General features: G+C 67.7%; 15 protein-coding genes. 9 read left to right on the top strand and 6 right to left on the bottom strand.

The features are described 5' to 3' along the window. Positions 1-59: 59 nt before the first annotated feature. The 4 genes from ABNQ38_RS10625 to ABNQ38_RS10610 all read right to left on the bottom strand — a co-directional run bounded on the left by ABNQ38_RS10625 (position 60) and on the right by ABNQ38_RS10610 (position 2,898). A complete protein-coding gene (locus ABNQ38_RS10625; RefSeq protein ID WP_377806798.1) occupies positions 60-236 on the bottom strand; it encodes a hypothetical protein in 177 nt (58 codons plus the stop codon). A gap of 19 nt (positions 237-255) precedes the next feature. Beyond that, positions 256-1,119 (bottom strand): formyltetrahydrofolate deformylase, encoded by an 864-nt coding sequence (gene purU / locus ABNQ38_RS10620; RefSeq protein ID WP_377806797.1) that lies wholly within the window; start codon positions 1,117-1,119, stop codon positions 256-258. A gap of 41 nt (positions 1,120-1,160) precedes the next feature. Further along, positions 1,161-1,691: a YbaK/EbsC family protein gene (locus tag ABNQ38_RS10615; RefSeq protein WP_377806796.1), complete on the bottom strand. Its 531-nt coding sequence runs from the start codon at positions 1,689-1,691 to the stop codon at positions 1,161-1,163. A gap of 193 nt (positions 1,692-1,884) precedes the next feature. Continuing rightward, complete coding sequence (locus ABNQ38_RS10610) at positions 1,885-2,898, bottom strand: GlxA family transcriptional regulator (RefSeq protein ID WP_377806795.1); 1,014 nt, start codon at positions 2,896-2,898, stop codon at positions 1,885-1,887. Positions 2,899-3,012: 114 nt separating this feature from the next. Here ABNQ38_RS10610 and ABNQ38_RS10605 point away from each other — a divergent pair, with 114 nt between their 5' ends. The 7 genes from ABNQ38_RS10605 to ABNQ38_RS10575 all read left to right on the top strand — a co-directional run bounded on the left by ABNQ38_RS10605 (position 3,013) and on the right by ABNQ38_RS10575 (position 11,781). Further along, a complete protein-coding gene (locus tag ABNQ38_RS10605; protein ID WP_377806794.1) occupies positions 3,013-4,266 on the top strand; it encodes a sarcosine oxidase subunit beta family protein in 1,254 nt (417 codons plus the stop codon). 10 nt (positions 4,267-4,276) lie between these two features. Next, positions 4,277-4,633: a sarcosine oxidase subunit delta gene (locus tag ABNQ38_RS10600; protein WP_377806793.1), complete on the top strand. Its 357-nt coding sequence runs from the start codon at positions 4,277-4,279 to the stop codon at positions 4,631-4,633. Then, a complete protein-coding gene (locus tag ABNQ38_RS10595) occupies positions 4,630-7,629 on the top strand; it encodes a sarcosine oxidase subunit alpha (protein ID WP_377806792.1) in 3,000 nt (999 codons plus the stop codon). The genes ABNQ38_RS10600 and ABNQ38_RS10595 overlap by 4 nt, the downstream gene beginning before the upstream one ends. 11 nt (positions 7,630-7,640) lie before the next feature. After that, positions 7,641-8,195 carry a sarcosine oxidase subunit gamma gene (locus ABNQ38_RS10590; RefSeq protein WP_377806791.1) on the top strand — a complete coding sequence of 185 codons (555 nt, stop codon included), beginning with the start codon at positions 7,641-7,643 and terminating at the stop codon, positions 8,193-8,195. 15 nt (positions 8,196-8,210) lie between these two features. Continuing rightward, entirely contained in the window at positions 8,211-9,485 is a 1,275-nt protein-coding gene (glyA, locus tag ABNQ38_RS10585) for a serine hydroxymethyltransferase (RefSeq protein WP_377806790.1), read from the top strand. Positions 9,486-9,582: 97 nt separating this feature from the next. Further along, entirely contained in the window at positions 9,583-10,965 is a 1,383-nt protein-coding gene (locus ABNQ38_RS10580) for an L-serine ammonia-lyase (protein ID WP_377806789.1), read from the top strand. A gap of 66 nt (positions 10,966-11,031) precedes the next feature. After that, a complete protein-coding gene (locus ABNQ38_RS10575; protein WP_377806788.1) occupies positions 11,032-11,781 on the top strand; it encodes a hypothetical protein in 750 nt (249 codons plus the stop codon). Positions 11,782-11,792: 11 nt separating this feature from the next. Here ABNQ38_RS10575 and ABNQ38_RS10570 read toward each other — a convergent pair whose 3' ends face one another. Beyond that, complete coding sequence (locus ABNQ38_RS10570) at positions 11,793-12,437, bottom strand: response regulator transcription factor (RefSeq protein ID WP_377806787.1); 645 nt, start codon at positions 12,435-12,437, stop codon at positions 11,793-11,795. Next, entirely contained in the window at positions 12,434-14,101 is a 1,668-nt protein-coding gene (locus tag ABNQ38_RS10565) for an ATP-binding protein (protein ID WP_377806786.1), read from the bottom strand. Before ABNQ38_RS10565 ends, ABNQ38_RS10570 begins: the two co-directional genes overlap by 4 nt. A gap of 235 nt (positions 14,102-14,336) precedes the next feature. Here ABNQ38_RS10565 and ABNQ38_RS10560 point away from each other — a divergent pair, with 235 nt between their 5' ends. Together ABNQ38_RS10560 and ABNQ38_RS10555 are read left to right on the top strand one after the other, a co-directional pair. Beyond that, positions 14,337-15,224, top strand: coding sequence for a universal stress protein (locus tag ABNQ38_RS10560; RefSeq protein WP_377806785.1), 888 nt, complete (start codon positions 14,337-14,339; stop codon positions 15,222-15,224). Between the two features lie 21 nt (positions 15,225-15,245). Beyond that, positions 15,246-15,743 (top strand): PTS sugar transporter subunit IIA, encoded by a 498-nt coding sequence (locus tag ABNQ38_RS10555; RefSeq protein WP_377806784.1) that lies wholly within the window; start codon positions 15,246-15,248, stop codon positions 15,741-15,743. Positions 15,744-15,758: the final 15 nt, after the last annotated feature.

Raw genomic sequence — 15,758 nt, 5'->3', positions numbered from 1 at the left:
GGGGGAGAAACGCCCGCCTTGTCGGGGCCGACAGTGCCGATAAGGCGGGAACAGCGACCTTATAGCCGGGTGTCGCCGTTGTGGACACTGGCAAGAAGGGCCTCGACGGTGGCGAGCGCCATGCGTTCATCCTCGATCACGACATGCCGGCGCAACTCCTGCACCGCAGCGGCGAGGCCGCCCGATGCGAAAGCGCGGCGGATCGCCTGGGTGGCGTTTTCGTCAATGAGCTGCAAGATCGGTGGACTCCTGTTGTTACCTCAGGACGATTGCCCGATGGTCGTGGAGCATGACGCGCGCTTCGATGTGTAGGCGGATGGCGCGGGCCAGGACGACGCTTTCGACGTCGCGGCCGATGGCGACCAGATCGTCGGGCGACATCGAGTGATCGACGCGCGCCACCTCCTGTTCGATGATCGGTCCTTCGTCGAGGTCGTCGGTGACGTAGTGCGCCGTGGCGCCGATCAGCTTCACGCCGCGCTTGTAGGCCTGATGATAGGGCTTGGCCCCCTTGAAGCTGGGCAGGAAGCTGTGGTGGATGTTGATGACCCGCCCGGCCATCCGCGTGCAGAGGTCCTGCGAGAGGACCTGCATGTAGCGGGCGAGCACGACGAGTTCGACGTCGTTCGTCTCCACGATCTCCATCAGGCGGAGTTCCTGCTCCCGCTTGGTGCCGGACGAAACCGGGAGATGGTGATAGGGGATGCCGTGGGATTCGACCTGGGACCGGAAGGCGTCGTGGTTGGAGACGACGCCGACGATGTCGATGGGCAGCGCCCCGATGCTGTGGCGGTACAGAAGGTCGTTCAGGCAATGGCCGAACTTCGACACCATGATCAGGATCTTCGGCCGCCGCCGTGCATCCCGCAGCGTCAGGGTCATCCCGAAGCGCCCGACGATGGGTTGCAGATCTTCGATGAGGGCGGCTTCGCTGCGGATCGATTCCGGAGCGTCGAAGGCCATCCGCAGGAAGAAATGCTCGCCGTCATGATCGACGAATTGCGCGCTTTCGATGATGTCGCAGTCGCGGTCGGACAGGTAGGTGGAGATGGCGGAGATGATCCCCGGCCGGCTCAGGCAACTGACAGTCATGTAGAAGAGGTTGTGATTGGGACGCATCGCTGATCTCGCGCCTAAGGATTTGGCCGGGGGAGGAGTGGTCAGGCGATGTCGACGATGATCGGCTCATAGCCGAGCCGGCCCAGGAAGGCCGACAGGTCGTCGGGGTGCATCGACAGCGTCGCGCGATTGGTCATCGGGTGGAAATTGACGGTGTCGCCGGCCAGGACGCGGCGTTCCAGCACCAGACGGACGCGGCGTTCCTTGTCCGCCACCAGGGCCAGCGGGCTGACGCCGCCCGGCTCGATGGACAGGGCCTGCTCCAGCGTGACCGGCGAGGCGAAGGACAGCTTGGCCGAGCCGATGACCGGGGCCAGCTCCTTCATGTTCACCGACTGGTCGTGCGGCAGCACCACCAGCCACAGCACGCCCTTGGCGTCCTTCAGAAGCAGGTTCTTGGTGTGCACGCCGGGAACGCTGCGCCAATGCTCCTCCGCATCGGCGACGGTCCGCACCGGCGGATGGGCGTGCAGGCGCATCGGCGTCGATGCCAGGGCGAGTTCCCGGCACAGCTCTTCGGGAATGCCGGCCTCGCGCCAGTGCAGCTGCATGGTGTCGTTGTCGTCGAGCATGGTCGCCATCCTTGTTGAGCCCGGCAAGCCACGGAAAGCGGATTGCCGCAGTGCGGGTCGAGGGCACCGTGGATGGTTGCACTCCCGACCGTTCCGTTGGACGCAGCATGGCGAAAGGATCCACCCACCGATTGTACAGGTGCGTCACCGGCGTTGAATGGAATGGCCGTGGCAAAAAGGCCCTGGCTGAGTCTCAGCCCTTGCGGAAGACGGACGGCGTCATGCCACGCCGCTCCTTGAAGGCGCGGACGAAGTGCGAGGAATCGCAGAAGCCGACGGCGGCGGCGATCTCCGTCACCGACTGCTCGGTGTTGCGCAGCAGGAATTCGGCATGCTCCAGCCGCATGATCCGGTAGGCCTCGGTTGGCGTCATGCCCAGCGCGTTCTGGAAATGCCGCTCCATCTGGCGCCGGGCGGCTCCCAGTCGGCGCGCCATCTCCGCCACCGACAGCGGCACGTCGATGTTCTGCTGCATCAGCAGAAGCGCCTTCCGCACCACCTCGTCGTTGGTGGAGAAGTCGAGCGGGATGCCCGGCTGCGGCTTCTCCCCACGCAGGGCGTCGTCAATGATCATGATGTGCAGGCTTTTGCGCGCCTGGGCCCGCCCGACATGCTTTTCCACGAGATAGGCCGCGAGATGGGCCGAACTCGTACCGCCCGAGCAGGTCAGCCGGTCGCGGTCGACGATGAAGATCTGGTCGGACACCGGCGTGATGCCGTCGAACTGCTCCAGGAAGTCGGCGTGGTGGAACCAGCTGATGCAGCAGCGGTATCCGTCCATCAGCCCGGCCCGCTGCAAAATGAAGGCGCCGGTGCAGACGCCGACCAGCGGGATCTTCGCCGCCGCCGCCTGCCGCAGATAGCGGAGGTAGTCGGGGCTGAGGTTGGAGATCTCGTCGATCAGCCCGCCGATGACGACGATGTAGTCGAACTTTGCCGGATCGCCCAGCCGCTCGGTCGGCTGCATCAGCATGCCGCAGCTGGATGCCACCGGCCGCATCTGGTCGGACAGCACCGACCACTCGCAGAGGATAGGCCGGCTGCGGTCGCCCTCGTCGGCAGCCAGACGCAGCACATCGACGAAATTGGCGAAGGCGCACAGCGTGAAGCGGTGGGCGAGGATGAAGCCGACGGACAGGCGCGGCGCCGCGGCACGGTCCGGGAACCGGCCCGGCCTGATGGCGTTTGCCCTGGCAATGACTGTCATGTGACCTCCGGCGGACGCATCGTCGCACAGGTGACATTAAACTGACGCATCCATTCTGTCCAACGAAGGGTCGCTTCCCGATACTGTCAGCACATTGAACTTCGCGGTGCTGCCATGACCCGCTTCTCATTCTCCTCGCTGTTGACCAACGCGCTGACCGGCAACAAGAACTGGCAGCCTCAATGGCCCGATGCGGAACCGAAATCCGAATATGACGTCGTGATCGTCGGCGCGGGCGGGCATGGTCTGGGTGCGGCCTATTATCTCGCCAAGGAACACGGCATCACCAACGTGGCGGTGGTGGAGAAGGGGTGGCTCGGCGGCGGCAACACCGGCCGCAATACCACCATCATCCGCTCCAACTATCTGTACGACGAGAGCGCCCGGCTCTACGAGCATGCGGTGAAGCTGTGGGAAGGGCTGAGCCAGGAGCTGAACTACAACGTCATGTTCTCGCAGCGCGGCGTGATGATGCTGGCGCATACGGTCCATGACATCCAGAGCTTCAAGCGCCACATCCACTCTAACCGCCTGAACGGCATCGACAACGAATGGCTGACGCCGGAGCAGGCCAAGGAATACTGCCCGCCGCTGAACATCGCTGCCAACGCCCGCTATCCGGTGATGGGGGCGGCGTTGCAGCGGCGCGGCGGCACTGCCCGCCACGATGCGGTGGCCTGGGGCTATGCGCGGGCCGCGTCGGCGCGCGGGGTCGACATCATCCAGAACTGCCCGGCGACCGCGATCCGCCGCGACGCCTCCGGCCGCGTCACCGGCGTCGAGACCGCGCGCGGCTTCATCAAAGCCAAGAAGGTCGCGGTGTCGGCCGCCGGCAACACCTCGGTGGTGATGGACACCGCCGGCGTCCGGCTGCCGCTGGAAAGCTATCCGTTGCAGGCGCTGGTGTCGGAACCGATCAAGCCGGCCTTCCCCTGCGTGGTGATGTCCAACACGGTGCACGCCTACATCAGCCAGTCCGACAAGGGCGAGCTGGTGATCGGGTCGGGCACCGACCAGTACACCTCCTACAGCCAGCGCGGCGGTCTGCCGCTGATAGAACACACCGTCGCCGCCATCTGCGAGGTGTTCCCGATCTTCAACCGCATGCGCATGCTGCGCAAATGGGGCGGCATAGTCGACGTCACGCCCGACCGCTCGCCGATCATCGCCAAGACGCCGGTGCCGGGGCTCTACGTCAATTGCGGCTGGGGAACCGGCGGCTTCAAGGCGACGCCGGGGTCGGCCAACGTCTTCGCCCACACCATCGCCCGCGACGAGCCGCACCCGATCAACGCGCCCTTCACGCTGGAACGCTTCAAGACCGGGCGGCTGATCGACGAGGCCGCCGCCGCCGCCGTCGCGCATTGAGGAGACGATCATGCTGCTCATCCGCTGCCCCTATTGCGAAGCAGAGCGCCCGGAGGTGGAGTTCACCTATGCCGGCGAGGCGCACATCGCCCGCCCGGCGGACCCGTCCGCCCTGTCCGACGACGAATGGCGCGACTTCCTGTTCATCCGCACCAACCCGCGCGGCCGGCATTTCGAGCGCTGGCGTCACATGCATGGCTGCGGCCGCTTCTTCAACGCGGTGCGCGACACCGTGACCGACAAATTTTCCATGACCTACAAGGCCGGGGCTCCGCGTCCGAGCGACGAGGAGATCGCGCTCGCTTCCAGCGCCGCCGCCGACTCCGCTGCCGCCTCCGCCGCCAGCGTCAAGGATGCACGTCCATGAGCAATTTCCGCATTGCCGGCAAGGGCAGGGTCAACCGCAGCCGCCAGCTCCGCTTCACCTTCGACGGTGTGGATTACAACGGCTATGAGGGCGACACGCTGGCGTCCGCGCTTCTCGCGAACGGCGTCCATCTCGTCGGGCGGTCCTTCAAGTACCACCGTCCGCGCGGCATTCTGACCGCCGGATCGGAGGAGCCGAACGCGCTGGTCGGCAGCAACCGCGGCAATGGGCGGTTCGAGCCGAACACGCGGGCGACGGTGCTGGAGGTCTTCGAAGGGCTGAAGACCGAGAGCCAGAACCGCTGGCCGTCGCTGACCCGCGACATCGGCGGGGTGAACGACGCGCTCTACATGCTGTTCTCGGCCGGCTTCTACTACAAGACCTTCATGTGGCCGAAGAGCTTCTGGGGCAAGGTCTACGAGCCGGTCATCCGCAACGCCGCCGGCCTGGGAAAGGCGCCGACCGCCCCCGATCCCGACACCTATGCCAGCCGCTTCGCCCATTGCGACGTGCTGGTCGTCGGCGGCGGTGCCGCCGGTCTCGCCGCCGCGCTGGAAGCGGGTCGCAGCGGCGCGTCGGTCATCCTGTGCGACGAGCAGTCGGAAATCGGCGGCTCGCTGCTGTCGGAACCCGCTGCCGAGATCAACGGGCAGCTGGCCTGGGACTGGCTGGAGGATACCAACGCCGCGCTGTCGGCGATGCCGAACGTCACCGTGCTGCCGCGCACCACGGCTATCGGCTACTACCACCAGAATTTCGTCGGCCTGTGCCAGCGGCTGACCGACCATCTGCGCATCGTGCCGGACGGCGCCCCGCGCGAGCGGATGTGGAAGGTGCGGGCCAAGCAGGTGGTGCTGGCCCAGGGCGCCATCGAGAAACCGCTGGTGTTCGCCGGCAACGACCGGCCGGGCGTGATGCTGGCCGGTGCCGCGCGCACCTACCTGAACCGCTATGGCGTCAGGGTCGGCAACCGGGTGGTCGTGGTCACCACCCATGACAGCGCCTGGCATGCCGCCTTCGACCTTGCCAAGGCGGGGGTGGAGGTCGCGGCCATTGTCGATGTCCGCGGGACCGTGCCGACCCAGCTTGTCGCGGCGGCCGACGCGCTCCGCATCAGGACGCTGATCGGCTGGACCGTCACCGGGACCAAGGGCCGGCTGCGCATCTCCTCGGTGCGGGTCAATCCGGTCGGCGCCGGAGGCAAGGTCGGCGGTGCCGAGACCATCGCCTGCGACGCCCTGTTGATGTCGGGCGGCTGGACCCCCAGCATCCATCTGTTCTCGCACACCCAGGGTTCGCTGACCTGGAACGAGGACGGCCAGATGTTCCTGCCCGGCCGCGGCAAGGAGGAGTGCCGTTTGGCCGGCGCCGGCAAGGGCCGTTTCGGTCTGAAGGCCGCCTTCGAGGACGGCGCCGCCGCCGGTGCCGCCGCCGCGGCGGATGCCGGGTTTGGGGCCGAGCCGGCGACCTACCATGTGGAGGGCGAGCTGTCCTTCACCGGGGTGACCGGCCGCGAGCTGCCGACCGACCTCGATCCGGGCCACGCCAAGGCGTTCGTCGATTTCCAGAACGACGTGATGGCCAAGGACATCCGGCTGGCGGTGCGCGAGGGCTTCAAATCCATCGAGCACATCAAGCGCTACACCACCAACGGCATGGCGACGGACCAGGGCAAGCTGTCCAACATCAACGGTCTGGCCGTCGCGTCCGATGCGCTGAAGCGGCCGATCCCGGCGGTGGGCCTGACCACCTTCCGCCCGCCCTACACCCCGACCAGCTTCGGCACCTTCGCCGGCTACAACAAGGGCGCGCTGTTCGAGGTGACGCGCAAGACGCCGATCGACGGCTGGGCCGAGGAGAACGGCGCGGTGTACGAGCCGGTGTCGCTGTGGCGCCGCGCCTGGTACTTCCCGCAGGTCGGCGAGGACATGCACGCCGCGGTGGCGCGGGAATGCAAGGCGGTGCGCTCGTCGCTCGGCATGTTCGACGCCTCCACCCTCGGCAAGATCGAGATCGTCGGTCCCGACGCCGCCGAGTTCATGAACCGCATGTACACCAACGCCTGGACCAAGCTGGCGCCCGGCCGCTGCCGCTACGGCCTGCTGCTGGGCGAGGACGGCTTTATCCGCGACGACGGCGTGATCGGGCGTCTGGCCCATGACCGCTTCCACGTTACCACCACCACCGGCGGCGCCGCCCGCGTGCTGGGCATGATGGAGGATTACCTCCAGACCGAATGGCCTGACCTGAAGGTCTGGCTGACCTCGACCACCGAACAATGGTCGGTGATCGCGCTGCAAGGTCCGAACGCCCGCAAGCTGATCGAGCCGTTCGTCGAGGGCATCGACCTGTCGGAAGGCGCCTTCCCGCACATGGCGGTGGCGACCGGAAAGATCTGCGGCGTGCCAACCCGGCTGTTCCGCGTGTCCTTCACCGGCGAACTCGGCTTCGAGATCAACGTGCCGGCCCGCTACGGTCGCGCGGTGTGGGAAAAGCTGTTCGAGGCCGGGCAGCGCTTCGGCATCACCCCCTATGGCACCGAGACGATGCACGTCCTGCGCGCCGAGAAGGGCTACATCATCGTCGGCCAGGACACGGACGGCACGCTGACGCCGGACGATGCCGGTCTGTCCTGGGCTGTCGGCAAGACCAAGCCGGACTTCGTCGGCAAACGCTCCCTGTCCCGCCCGGACATGCTGGCGGCGGACCGCAAGCAGCTGGTCGGCCTGCTGACCAGCGATCCGAAGACCGTGCTGGAGGAGGGGGCGCAGATCGTCCTCGACCCAAACCAGCCGGTGCCGATGGATATGGTCGGCCATGTGACCTCGTCCTACTGGAGCGCCGAACTGGGGCGGTCCGTCGCCTTTGCGGTGATCCAGGGCGGCCGGTCCCTGCAGGGCAAGACCGTGCATGTGCCGATGCCGGACAAGGTCCATGCCGCGACCATCACCGGCATGGTGTTCGTCGATCCCGAGAACAAGCGTCTCAGCGCATAGGAGGCTTACCCATGCTTCTGGCCAATCACCCGTTGCTGGGCAAGACGATCACCGGCGACACCGCAAGCAAGCTGACCATCCGCGCGGCCGACGACGTCGCCCGCTTCAGCCTGCGCATCGATCCCGCCGCCGTCCAGGCGGCCGGGGCTGCCTTCGGCACACCGCTCCCCACCCGCATCGGCGGGATCGTGGAGGCCGACGGCCGGATGGCGCTGCAACTCGGCCCCGACGAATGGGTGCTGACGGCGCCGGTCGCCGAGAGCGACGGCATCGCCGATGCCTTCGCCGCCCTTGGGGAGACGCACAGCCTGGTCGATATCGGCCATCGCGAGGTCGCCATCCTGGTGGAGGGCGAGGCCGCGGCACTCGCCCTGCGCTCGGCCATCGCCTTCGATGTCGGGGCGATGGCGGTCGGCACCGGCTGCCGCACCCTCTTCGACAAGGCGCAGATCGTCCTGATCCGCGAGGACAAGAACCGCTTCCGGATCGAGGTCTGGCGCTCCTTCGCCGACCATGTCTGGGGAATCCTGCACGCCGTCAGCCGCGAAATCGCGCTCGGCCTCTGATCGAGAGAACCGCACATGACCCGTCATCAGTCCCTGCCAAAATCCGATCTCACCGATTCCGCGATTGCGGCGGCAATCGGGCGCGAGCTGAACCGCCAGAAGTACGAGATCGAGCTGATCGCCTCGGAAAACATCGTCTCGGCGGACGTGCTGGCCGCCCAGGGCTCCATCCTCACCAACAAGTACGCCGAGGGCTATCCGGGCCGCCGCTATTACGGTGGGTGCGAGTTCGTGGACGAGGTCGAGACCATCGCCATCGACCGCGCCAAGCAGCTGTTCGGCGCCGGCTTCGTCAATGTCCAGCCGCATTCGGGCGCCCAGGCCAATCAGGCGGTGTTCCTGGCCCTGCTCCAGCCGGGCGACCGGGTGATGGGCATGTCGCTGGCCCATGGCGGCCACCTGACCCACGGCTCGCCGGTGACGATGTCGGGCAAGTGGTTCGACATCGTCAGCTACGAGGTGCGCGAGAGCGACCAGCTGATCGACTACGATGCCCTGCGCGCCAAGGCGCTGGAGACGAAACCGAAGCTGATCGTCGCCGGTGCCTCGGCCTATCCGCGGGTGATCGACTTCGCCGAGTTCCGCCGCATCGCCGACGAGGTCGGCGCTTATCTGATGGTGGATATGGCCCATTACGCCGGTCTGGTCGCCACCGGCCAATATCCGGACCCGCTGCCGCATGCCCATGTGGTGACCACCACCACGCACAAGACCCTGCGCGGCCCGCGCGGCGGCATGATCCTGACCAACGACGAGGCGCTGGCCAAGAAGTTCAACTCCGCGGTGTTCCCGGGCAACCAGGGCGGCCCGCTGATGCATGTCATCGCCGCCAAGGCGGTTGCCTTCGGCGAGGCGCTGACCCCTGAGTTCAAGGCTTATGCCGCGCAGGTGGTGACCAACGCCAGGGTGCTGTCCGACACGCTGGTGAAGGGCGGGCTGGACATCGTGTCCGGCGGCACCGACTGCCACATGGTGCTGGTCGATCTGCGGCCGAAGGGGGTGAAGGGCCGCGACGCCGAACGCGCGCTGGAGCGGGCCGGCCTGACCTGCAACAAGAACGCCATCCCATTCGACCCGGAAAAGCCGGCGGTGACCTCCGGCGTCCGTCTCGGCACCGCAGCGGGCACCACCCGCGGCTTCGGCGAGGCGGAGTTCGCCCGCATCGGCGAACTGATCCTGACCGTCATCGACGCCCTTGCCGCCGCCGGACCGGAGGGCAATGCCGAGGTCGAGAAGCGCATGCATGGCGAAGTCCGGGAATTGTGCGAGCGCTTCCCGATCTACGGGTGACCGGGCTCCCTCTCCCGCCCCGGGAGAGGGCGTTTATCGCTATATGCAATAGCCTTCCCTCCGGGGAGAAGGGCATCCGCACCTGACGAGGCGCCCGATGTTTCTCAGCGTTTTCGATGTGTTCAAGATCGGCATCGGCCCGTCGTCGTCGCACACGATGGGGCCGATGACCGCGGCGGTGCGGTTCCTCGACATGCTGCGGGCCTCGGCGGATGCCGCGCCCGCGGCGATCAAGGTCCGGCTGCACGGCTCGCTCGCCTTCACCGGCAAGGGGCATGCGACGGACCGGGCGGTGCTGCTCGGGCTTCTCGACTACCGGCCGGACAACCTGAATGTCGATGAAGCCGAAGAGCGGATCGCCGAGCTTTGGCGGACGCGAAAGCTGCACCCGGTCGGCCTGTCGGCGCTGGACTTCGATCCGGAAACCGATCTGGTCTTCGACTTCGGACCGCCGCTGCCCGGCCATGCCAACGGGCTGGTTTTCCAGGCGTTGGACCCGGCCGGCAAGGTGACGCAGTCGGAGATCTTCTACTCCATCGGTGGCGGCTTCGTCGTAACCGCGGCGGAACGGGAAGCTCCGCCGACGGTGTTCGCGAGCGAGTCCGCCGGCTGGCCCTATCCCTTCCACAACGCCGCGGCGATGCTGCGGATGGCGCGGGAGAGCGGCGCGTCCATCGCCGAGATGAAGCGCGCCAACGAGATCGTCGTCCGCTCCCCCGCCGAGGTGGACGAGAAGCTCGGCGCGGTCTGGGCGGCGATGAACGGCTGCATCGAGCGTGGCCTCAGCCTGGACGGCCAACTGCCCGGCAGCCTCAAGGTCAAGCGGCGGGCCAAGGCCATCCATCAGCAGCTTCTGCGCGAGCGCGGAGCCAATTCGAGCCTGCCGCACGTCGCGTCCGACTGGCTCGCCATCTATGCGATGGCGGTCAACGAGGAAAATGCGGCCGGCGGCAGGGTGGTGACCGCGCCGACCAACGGGGCGGCCGGCGTCGTGCCGGCGGTGATCCGCTATTACCTCGATCATTGCGCCGGGGCTGAACCGGCGAAGGTCGCCGACTTCCTGCTGACCGCTGCGGCCATCGGCGGGCTGATCAAGCACAATGCCTCGATCTCCGGAGCGGAGGCCGGCTGTCAGGGCGAGGTCGGGTCGGCCGCCGCCATGGCCGCGGCGGGGTTGTGCGCCGTGCTGGGCGGGACGCCGGAGCAGGTGGAGAATGCCGCGGAAATCGCGCTGGAGCACCACCTCGGCATGACCTGCGACCCGGTTGCCGGTCTGGTCCAGGTGCCCTGCATCGAGCGCAACGCCATCGGCGCCACCAAGGCGGTGGCAGCGGCGTCCCTGGCGCTGCGCGGCGACGGCCAGCACTTCATGCCGCTCGACAACTGCATCCAGGCGATGCGGCAGACCGGTGAGGAAATGAGCACCAAGTTCAAGGAAACCAGCCTGGGCGGGCTTGCAGTCAATCTGCCGGAGTGCTGACGCTCTCCGCTTCCTTGCTGCCAGCCTCACCGCCAATCTCGCCGTCGTCAGCCGAGGTCGATCCCCATGGGCAACGGCATCCGGATATTTGCCGCATTGGATGGCGACGTGGAGCCGGTGCTGGCCTGCGGCTGGCTGCTGTCGATGAACCAGGGCGTGACCGTCACCGCCGGCCCTCCGGACCGCGGGCCGGGTGCGGGACTGTGCGCACGCGGTTATATGGATTTGCATGTCGTCACGCAGGACCACGGCAACGATGCGCTGATACGGACCGCCGCGCTCCAGGCCCGTCGCCTTGCGGCCCTTCTCCCCGGTGAGGGAGCGCTCCACCTGAGCCATGACCCGCCGGTCGGGAGGTTCGACCTGCTATTGGCCGGCAGGCCGCAGCCCGGCAAGCCATCCTGCTGGAGTGCCGATGCGCAGCGGTTCGGCGCGGTTCTGGTCGCCCCGCGCGAGACGCCGTCACACCTGGGGCGAAGCATTGCCATCCTGGCGGACGGGCCGCCACGCGAACTGAAATCCTTCCGCATCGCCCGACGGCTCTTCCCGGCCATCGCGTCGGTTCACCTGATTCTCGACGAGCGCAGTGGTTCGGGACGGACGGACGAGTGGCTGCGGCAACTGGACTGCCGGTGTCCGGTTCGGCTTTCGACGGTGCGGCCGACCGCGGATGCGCAGTGCGCCGCCAGTCTCGACGCCGACGGCGACCTTCTGGTGGTGGAGCGGCCGGCGCGCTTCTGGAATTCCATCGGTTTCGAGTGGCGGCTGGCCGCTCTTCTCGATCGCATGGCAGGGGCGGTGCTGTTCGCTCTTTGAAACGCGAAGCGTCACTCCAACCGCTCACCCAGCTTCATCCGCATCAGCGCCAGTTCCGGGGCATTGCGGGCCTCCATCTTTTCCAGCACGCGGGCGCGGTGGGTTTCGACCGTGCGGATGCCGATGGCGAGGCGGGTGGCGATGATCTTGTTGGGCAGGCCCTGGGCGACCATCTCCATCACCTCCAGTTCGCGCGGGCTGAGCAGGGCGAGGCGGCGGCGGATTTCCCCGACCTCCGCATCGGCGCTACGCGCGGCGAGGTCACGCGCGAACGCCTCCTGCACCCGCTCGATCAGCAGATCCTCGTCGAACGGCTTTTGCAGGAAATCCACCGCCCCGGCTCGGAAGGCCCGCACCGCGGCGGTGACGTCGCCATGGCCGGTGATGACGATCACCGGCAGGGTCAGGCCGCGCCGGATCATCTCCTGCTGCAAATCCAGCCCGTCCATGCCCGGCATGCGGATGTCGAGAATGGCGCAACCCGGCTGGTCGGGAGACGCCGTCTCCAGGAACTCGGCGGCCGACGCGCAGCAGCGTACGGCCAACCCGGCCAGATCGAGGTGAAGCGCCAGGGCATCGCGCACGGCCTCGTCGTCGTCCACCACGAAAGCCACCGGGGTGGCTCCAGAGCCCGCGGCGGGCGTCTCGGTCGTCATGCGGGCTCTCCGTTTTTGCCCGCGGCATGGGCGGGAATGGTGAACTGGAACACGGTACCGCCGATGGGACCGCCATCTGTTCTGCTTCTTGCGGTCAGGGTGCCGCCATGGCTCTCGACGATGGTGCGGACGATGGACAGCCCAAGCCCCATGCCGGTCGGCTTGGTGGTGACGAAGGGGGCGAACAGGTTGCGCTCCACCACCTCGGCAAGGCCGGGTCCGGTGTCGCGCACGCCGATGGCGACGAAGCCGGGCTGCGCGGCGGGGCAGGCGAAGATCACGATGCGGCGCCGGGGGGCCTGGGCGGACGGACCGCCATCCGCGACTTCGCCCATCGCTTCCGCGGCATTGCGGACGAGGTTGAGAATCGCCTGCTGCAATTGGACCGCGTCGCCGTCAACAGTCGGCAGGGGAGCAGGGAGGGCAGGGTCGATTTCGGCGACGATCTCCACCGCATGGCGGCTGGCCAGCGGGCCGGCCAGCGTCAGGCAATCGGCGATCAGCGTGGCGACCGACAGCGGGGCGCGGTCGCTGGCTCCCTTGCGCACGAAATCGCGCAGGCTGCGGATGACCCGGTCCGCCCGCTCCGCCTGGGTGACGGTCTTGTCGAGGATCTCGGTCAGGCGGGGGGAGGCCCCTTCAAGCCTCGCGACCTTGCGGGCGGCGCGGGCATAGCCCATCGTGGCCGCCAGCGGCTGGTTCAGCTCATGGGCCAGCGCCGCCGTCATCTCGCCCGCCTCGATCAGGCGCGAGGCGTGGGCGAGGTCGGACTGCCGTACCCGCAACCTATCCTCCGCCCGGCGTCGCTCGCTGACCACGGCGCCCAGCAGCAGGATGGTGACGGCCAGCGTCAGCATCAGCAGCTGGAAGTGCGCCATGCGGTCGGTGTCGACGCCGGTCGCCTGGATGGCGGCGATCAGCCCGGCCTGGGTGGCGACCGAGGCCACCACCGCGCCGACCAGCCCATGCCGCACGGCGATGGCGATGGAGGGTAGGAACAGCAGGTAGAAATGCTCATACTGCGAGGAGGCGAGCGGGCCGAAATCGAGCCACAGGGTGAAGCCGATCAGCCCCCCTTGCGCCAGCGTCTCCGCCGCACCGCTCCAGGACCAGCGCAGGGCCGGCATCCGCCGGCCGATCAGCACCAGCGGCGTCAGAACGGCGATGCCGATGACTTCGCCCGTCCAATAGCGCAGCAGCACCTCGGGAAAGTTTGTCCACTCGAACAGCCCGGCCGCGGTGTGGATGGCGATGAAGCACAGACCGATGCCCAGCACCGCCGCGGCGCTGCCGCCCAGCAGCAGGACGATGTCGCGCAGCCGGGACAGGCCCGGATCGATTGCGCGGCGCAGCAGCCATCCCGCAACCCCATAGCCCAAGGCGACGACGCCGTTCGCCAGGAACGGGGCCCACAGCGTCATGGGCAGAAGCGTTACGGGCAGATCGCGGACGACGAGGTCGGCGGCGGTCAGGGCCAGCCAGACCAGGGGCACGGCGCGGACGCCGAGCAGCACCGACACCCCCATCATCAGCCCGGCCGGCGGGTTCCACGGCGTGATGTTGATGGACGAGACCGCATGGATGAAGCTGATCCAATCCAGGAACAGGTGGATGGCCAGATAGGCCGGAACGAACATCCATTTGCGGCGGACAATCTGCGACATGGGGCGATGGTAACGCCAACCCGCTCCGACTGCATCAGAGGAAATCGCCGGGCCCGTATTACTACGGACACCCTGCTGTATCTGGCGCGGCCCCTTCGGGTCCGTATTTCCCGGCATGGACAGACTGCCGCCGACTTCCGATCATTGAGCTGTTTCCTGCGGAGCGATTTCCGGCAGGCAACCGACCGCACCGGAACAACAGGACCGGAGACCCCAAGCAACCGGAACCGTCACGATGGCAAGCCTCAAGCGCATTCTGCTGGCTACCGACCTGGAACCGAAATCGGACCGCGCGCTGGAGCGCGCCGTTCAGCTCGCCCACCGGTTCGATGCGGAGCTGACGGCGCTGCATGTCGTCGACGGCAAGGGCGGCCGCTATGGCTGTCTGCCGCTCCACCATGTGGAAGGCGAACTGCAACGCCACATCCTGTCGGCAAGTGGTGGGGCGGGCATCAGGGCGCAGGCGGTCGCGGTGCGCGGAGATGCGGTGGAACACCGGGTCGCCGGCTATGCCGGTTTGTGGCGTCCCGACCTTCTGGTGGTTGGCCTGCACCAGCGCGACCGGGTGGCGGACCTGTTCCTGTCCTCCACCGTCGAGCGCATCGCGATTGCCGACGGAACGCCGATGCTGATCGTGCGCGACAAGCCACTCCAGCCCTATCTGCGGGCGCTGGTGCCGGTCGATTTTTCCGAACGGTCGCACTCTTCGGTGGAATCGGCGCGCATGCTGATGGCGGAGGGCTGCATCCACCTGCTGCATGTCGCCGATCTGCCGGAAGCGTCGGCACTGGACAAGGCTCAGGTCGAGCACGATTTCCGGAGCGTGCTCGGCCCCCAGGGAGAAGGGCCGCCGGGTGGGCCGCCGGGTGGGGTGGAGGTGGAGACGATCCTGTTGACCGGCTCTCCCGGACAGCGGATCGTCGGACTGGCCCGGCAGGGGCGGTACGATCTGGTCGCAATGGGCTCCGCCCGACGCAGACGCAGCGGCGTCTCCCGCGCCCTGCTGGGCAGCACGGCGTCCGAGGTGATCGACGTACTGCCCTGTGACGTGCTGATCGGTGGCGTTGGTATGGGAATGGGCTCCGGCTGGTCCCCGGCGCCCGCACCCACACTTTGTCCCTGATGGGCCTGAATGGAGAACCGGATGACCATCACTGACCATTTTTCCGCGTCCAGCGTAATCCTCGATGCTGCGCCCGGCAACAAGGCGGCGCTGCTCGACCAATTGGCGGCGGAGGCGGCCGACCGCAGCGGGCGGCCGGCGCCCGAGATCCTGGAGGCATTGCAGGCGCGGGAGAAGATCGGCTCCACCGCGCTCGGCAGGGGCGTGGCGCTTCCCCACACGGAGCTTGCCGATCTGGCGGCCCCGGTCGTCCTGTTCGCCCGTCTCCAGCGCGCGGTCGATTTCGACGCGCGCGACGACGAGCCGGTCGATCTCGTCTTCCTGGCGCTCTGGCCGGCATCGAACCGCAAGGGGCTGCTGGCGGCCATGGCGGAAATCTGCGGGGCATTGCGCGATCCGCAGTCGCTGCGCCGGCTGCGCGGTGCCAAGACCGCCGACGACGCGGCCCAGATCGTCGTCCAGGCCGTTGCCCAGGATGAGGACGACCGGGACTGCAACGACGCATCCCCCGGCTTCTGACGCCGTCCATCGCCG

Source organism: Azospirillum sp. A29, from assembly GCF_042604625.1.
GTDB classification, from domain to species: Bacteria; Pseudomonadota; Alphaproteobacteria; order Azospirillales; family Azospirillaceae; genus Azospirillum; species Azospirillum palustre.
This window is presented reverse-complemented; position numbering and strand designations above follow the sequence as displayed.

What these genes read in the sequence shown, in the direction of transcription:
- purU (WP_377806797.1), bottom strand. Translation starts at nt 1,119, where the DNA reads ATGCGTCCCAATCACAACCTCTTCTACATGACTGTCAGTTGCCTGAGC.
- ABNQ38_RS10615 (WP_377806796.1), bottom strand. Translation starts at nt 1,691, where the DNA reads ATGCTCGACGACAACGACACCATGCAGCTGCACTGGCGCGAGGCCGGC.
- ABNQ38_RS10610 (WP_377806795.1), bottom strand. Translation starts at nt 2,898, where the DNA reads ATGACAGTCATTGCCAGGGCAAACGCCATCAGGCCGGGCCGGTTCCCG.
- ABNQ38_RS10605 (WP_377806794.1), top strand. Translation starts at nt 3,013, where the DNA reads ATGACCCGCTTCTCATTCTCCTCGCTGTTGACCAACGCGCTGACCGGC.
- ABNQ38_RS10600 (WP_377806793.1), top strand. Translation starts at nt 4,277, where the DNA reads ATGCTGCTCATCCGCTGCCCCTATTGCGAAGCAGAGCGCCCGGAGGTG.
- ABNQ38_RS10595 (WP_377806792.1), top strand. Translation starts at nt 4,630, where the DNA reads ATGAGCAATTTCCGCATTGCCGGCAAGGGCAGGGTCAACCGCAGCCGC.
- ABNQ38_RS10590 (WP_377806791.1), top strand. Translation starts at nt 7,641, where the DNA reads ATGCTTCTGGCCAATCACCCGTTGCTGGGCAAGACGATCACCGGCGAC.
- glyA (WP_377806790.1), top strand. Translation starts at nt 8,211, where the DNA reads ATGACCCGTCATCAGTCCCTGCCAAAATCCGATCTCACCGATTCCGCG.
- ABNQ38_RS10580 (WP_377806789.1), top strand. Translation starts at nt 9,583, where the DNA reads ATGTTTCTCAGCGTTTTCGATGTGTTCAAGATCGGCATCGGCCCGTCG.
- ABNQ38_RS10575 (WP_377806788.1), top strand. Translation starts at nt 11,032, where the DNA reads ATGGGCAACGGCATCCGGATATTTGCCGCATTGGATGGCGACGTGGAG.
- ABNQ38_RS10570 (WP_377806787.1), bottom strand. Translation starts at nt 12,437, where the DNA reads ATGACGACCGAGACGCCCGCCGCGGGCTCTGGAGCCACCCCGGTGGCT.
- ABNQ38_RS10565 (WP_377806786.1), bottom strand. Translation starts at nt 14,101, where the DNA reads ATGTCGCAGATTGTCCGCCGCAAATGGATGTTCGTTCCGGCCTATCTG.
- ABNQ38_RS10560 (WP_377806785.1), top strand. Translation starts at nt 14,337, where the DNA reads ATGGCAAGCCTCAAGCGCATTCTGCTGGCTACCGACCTGGAACCGAAA.
- ABNQ38_RS10555 (WP_377806784.1), top strand. Translation starts at nt 15,246, where the DNA reads ATGACCATCACTGACCATTTTTCCGCGTCCAGCGTAATCCTCGATGCT.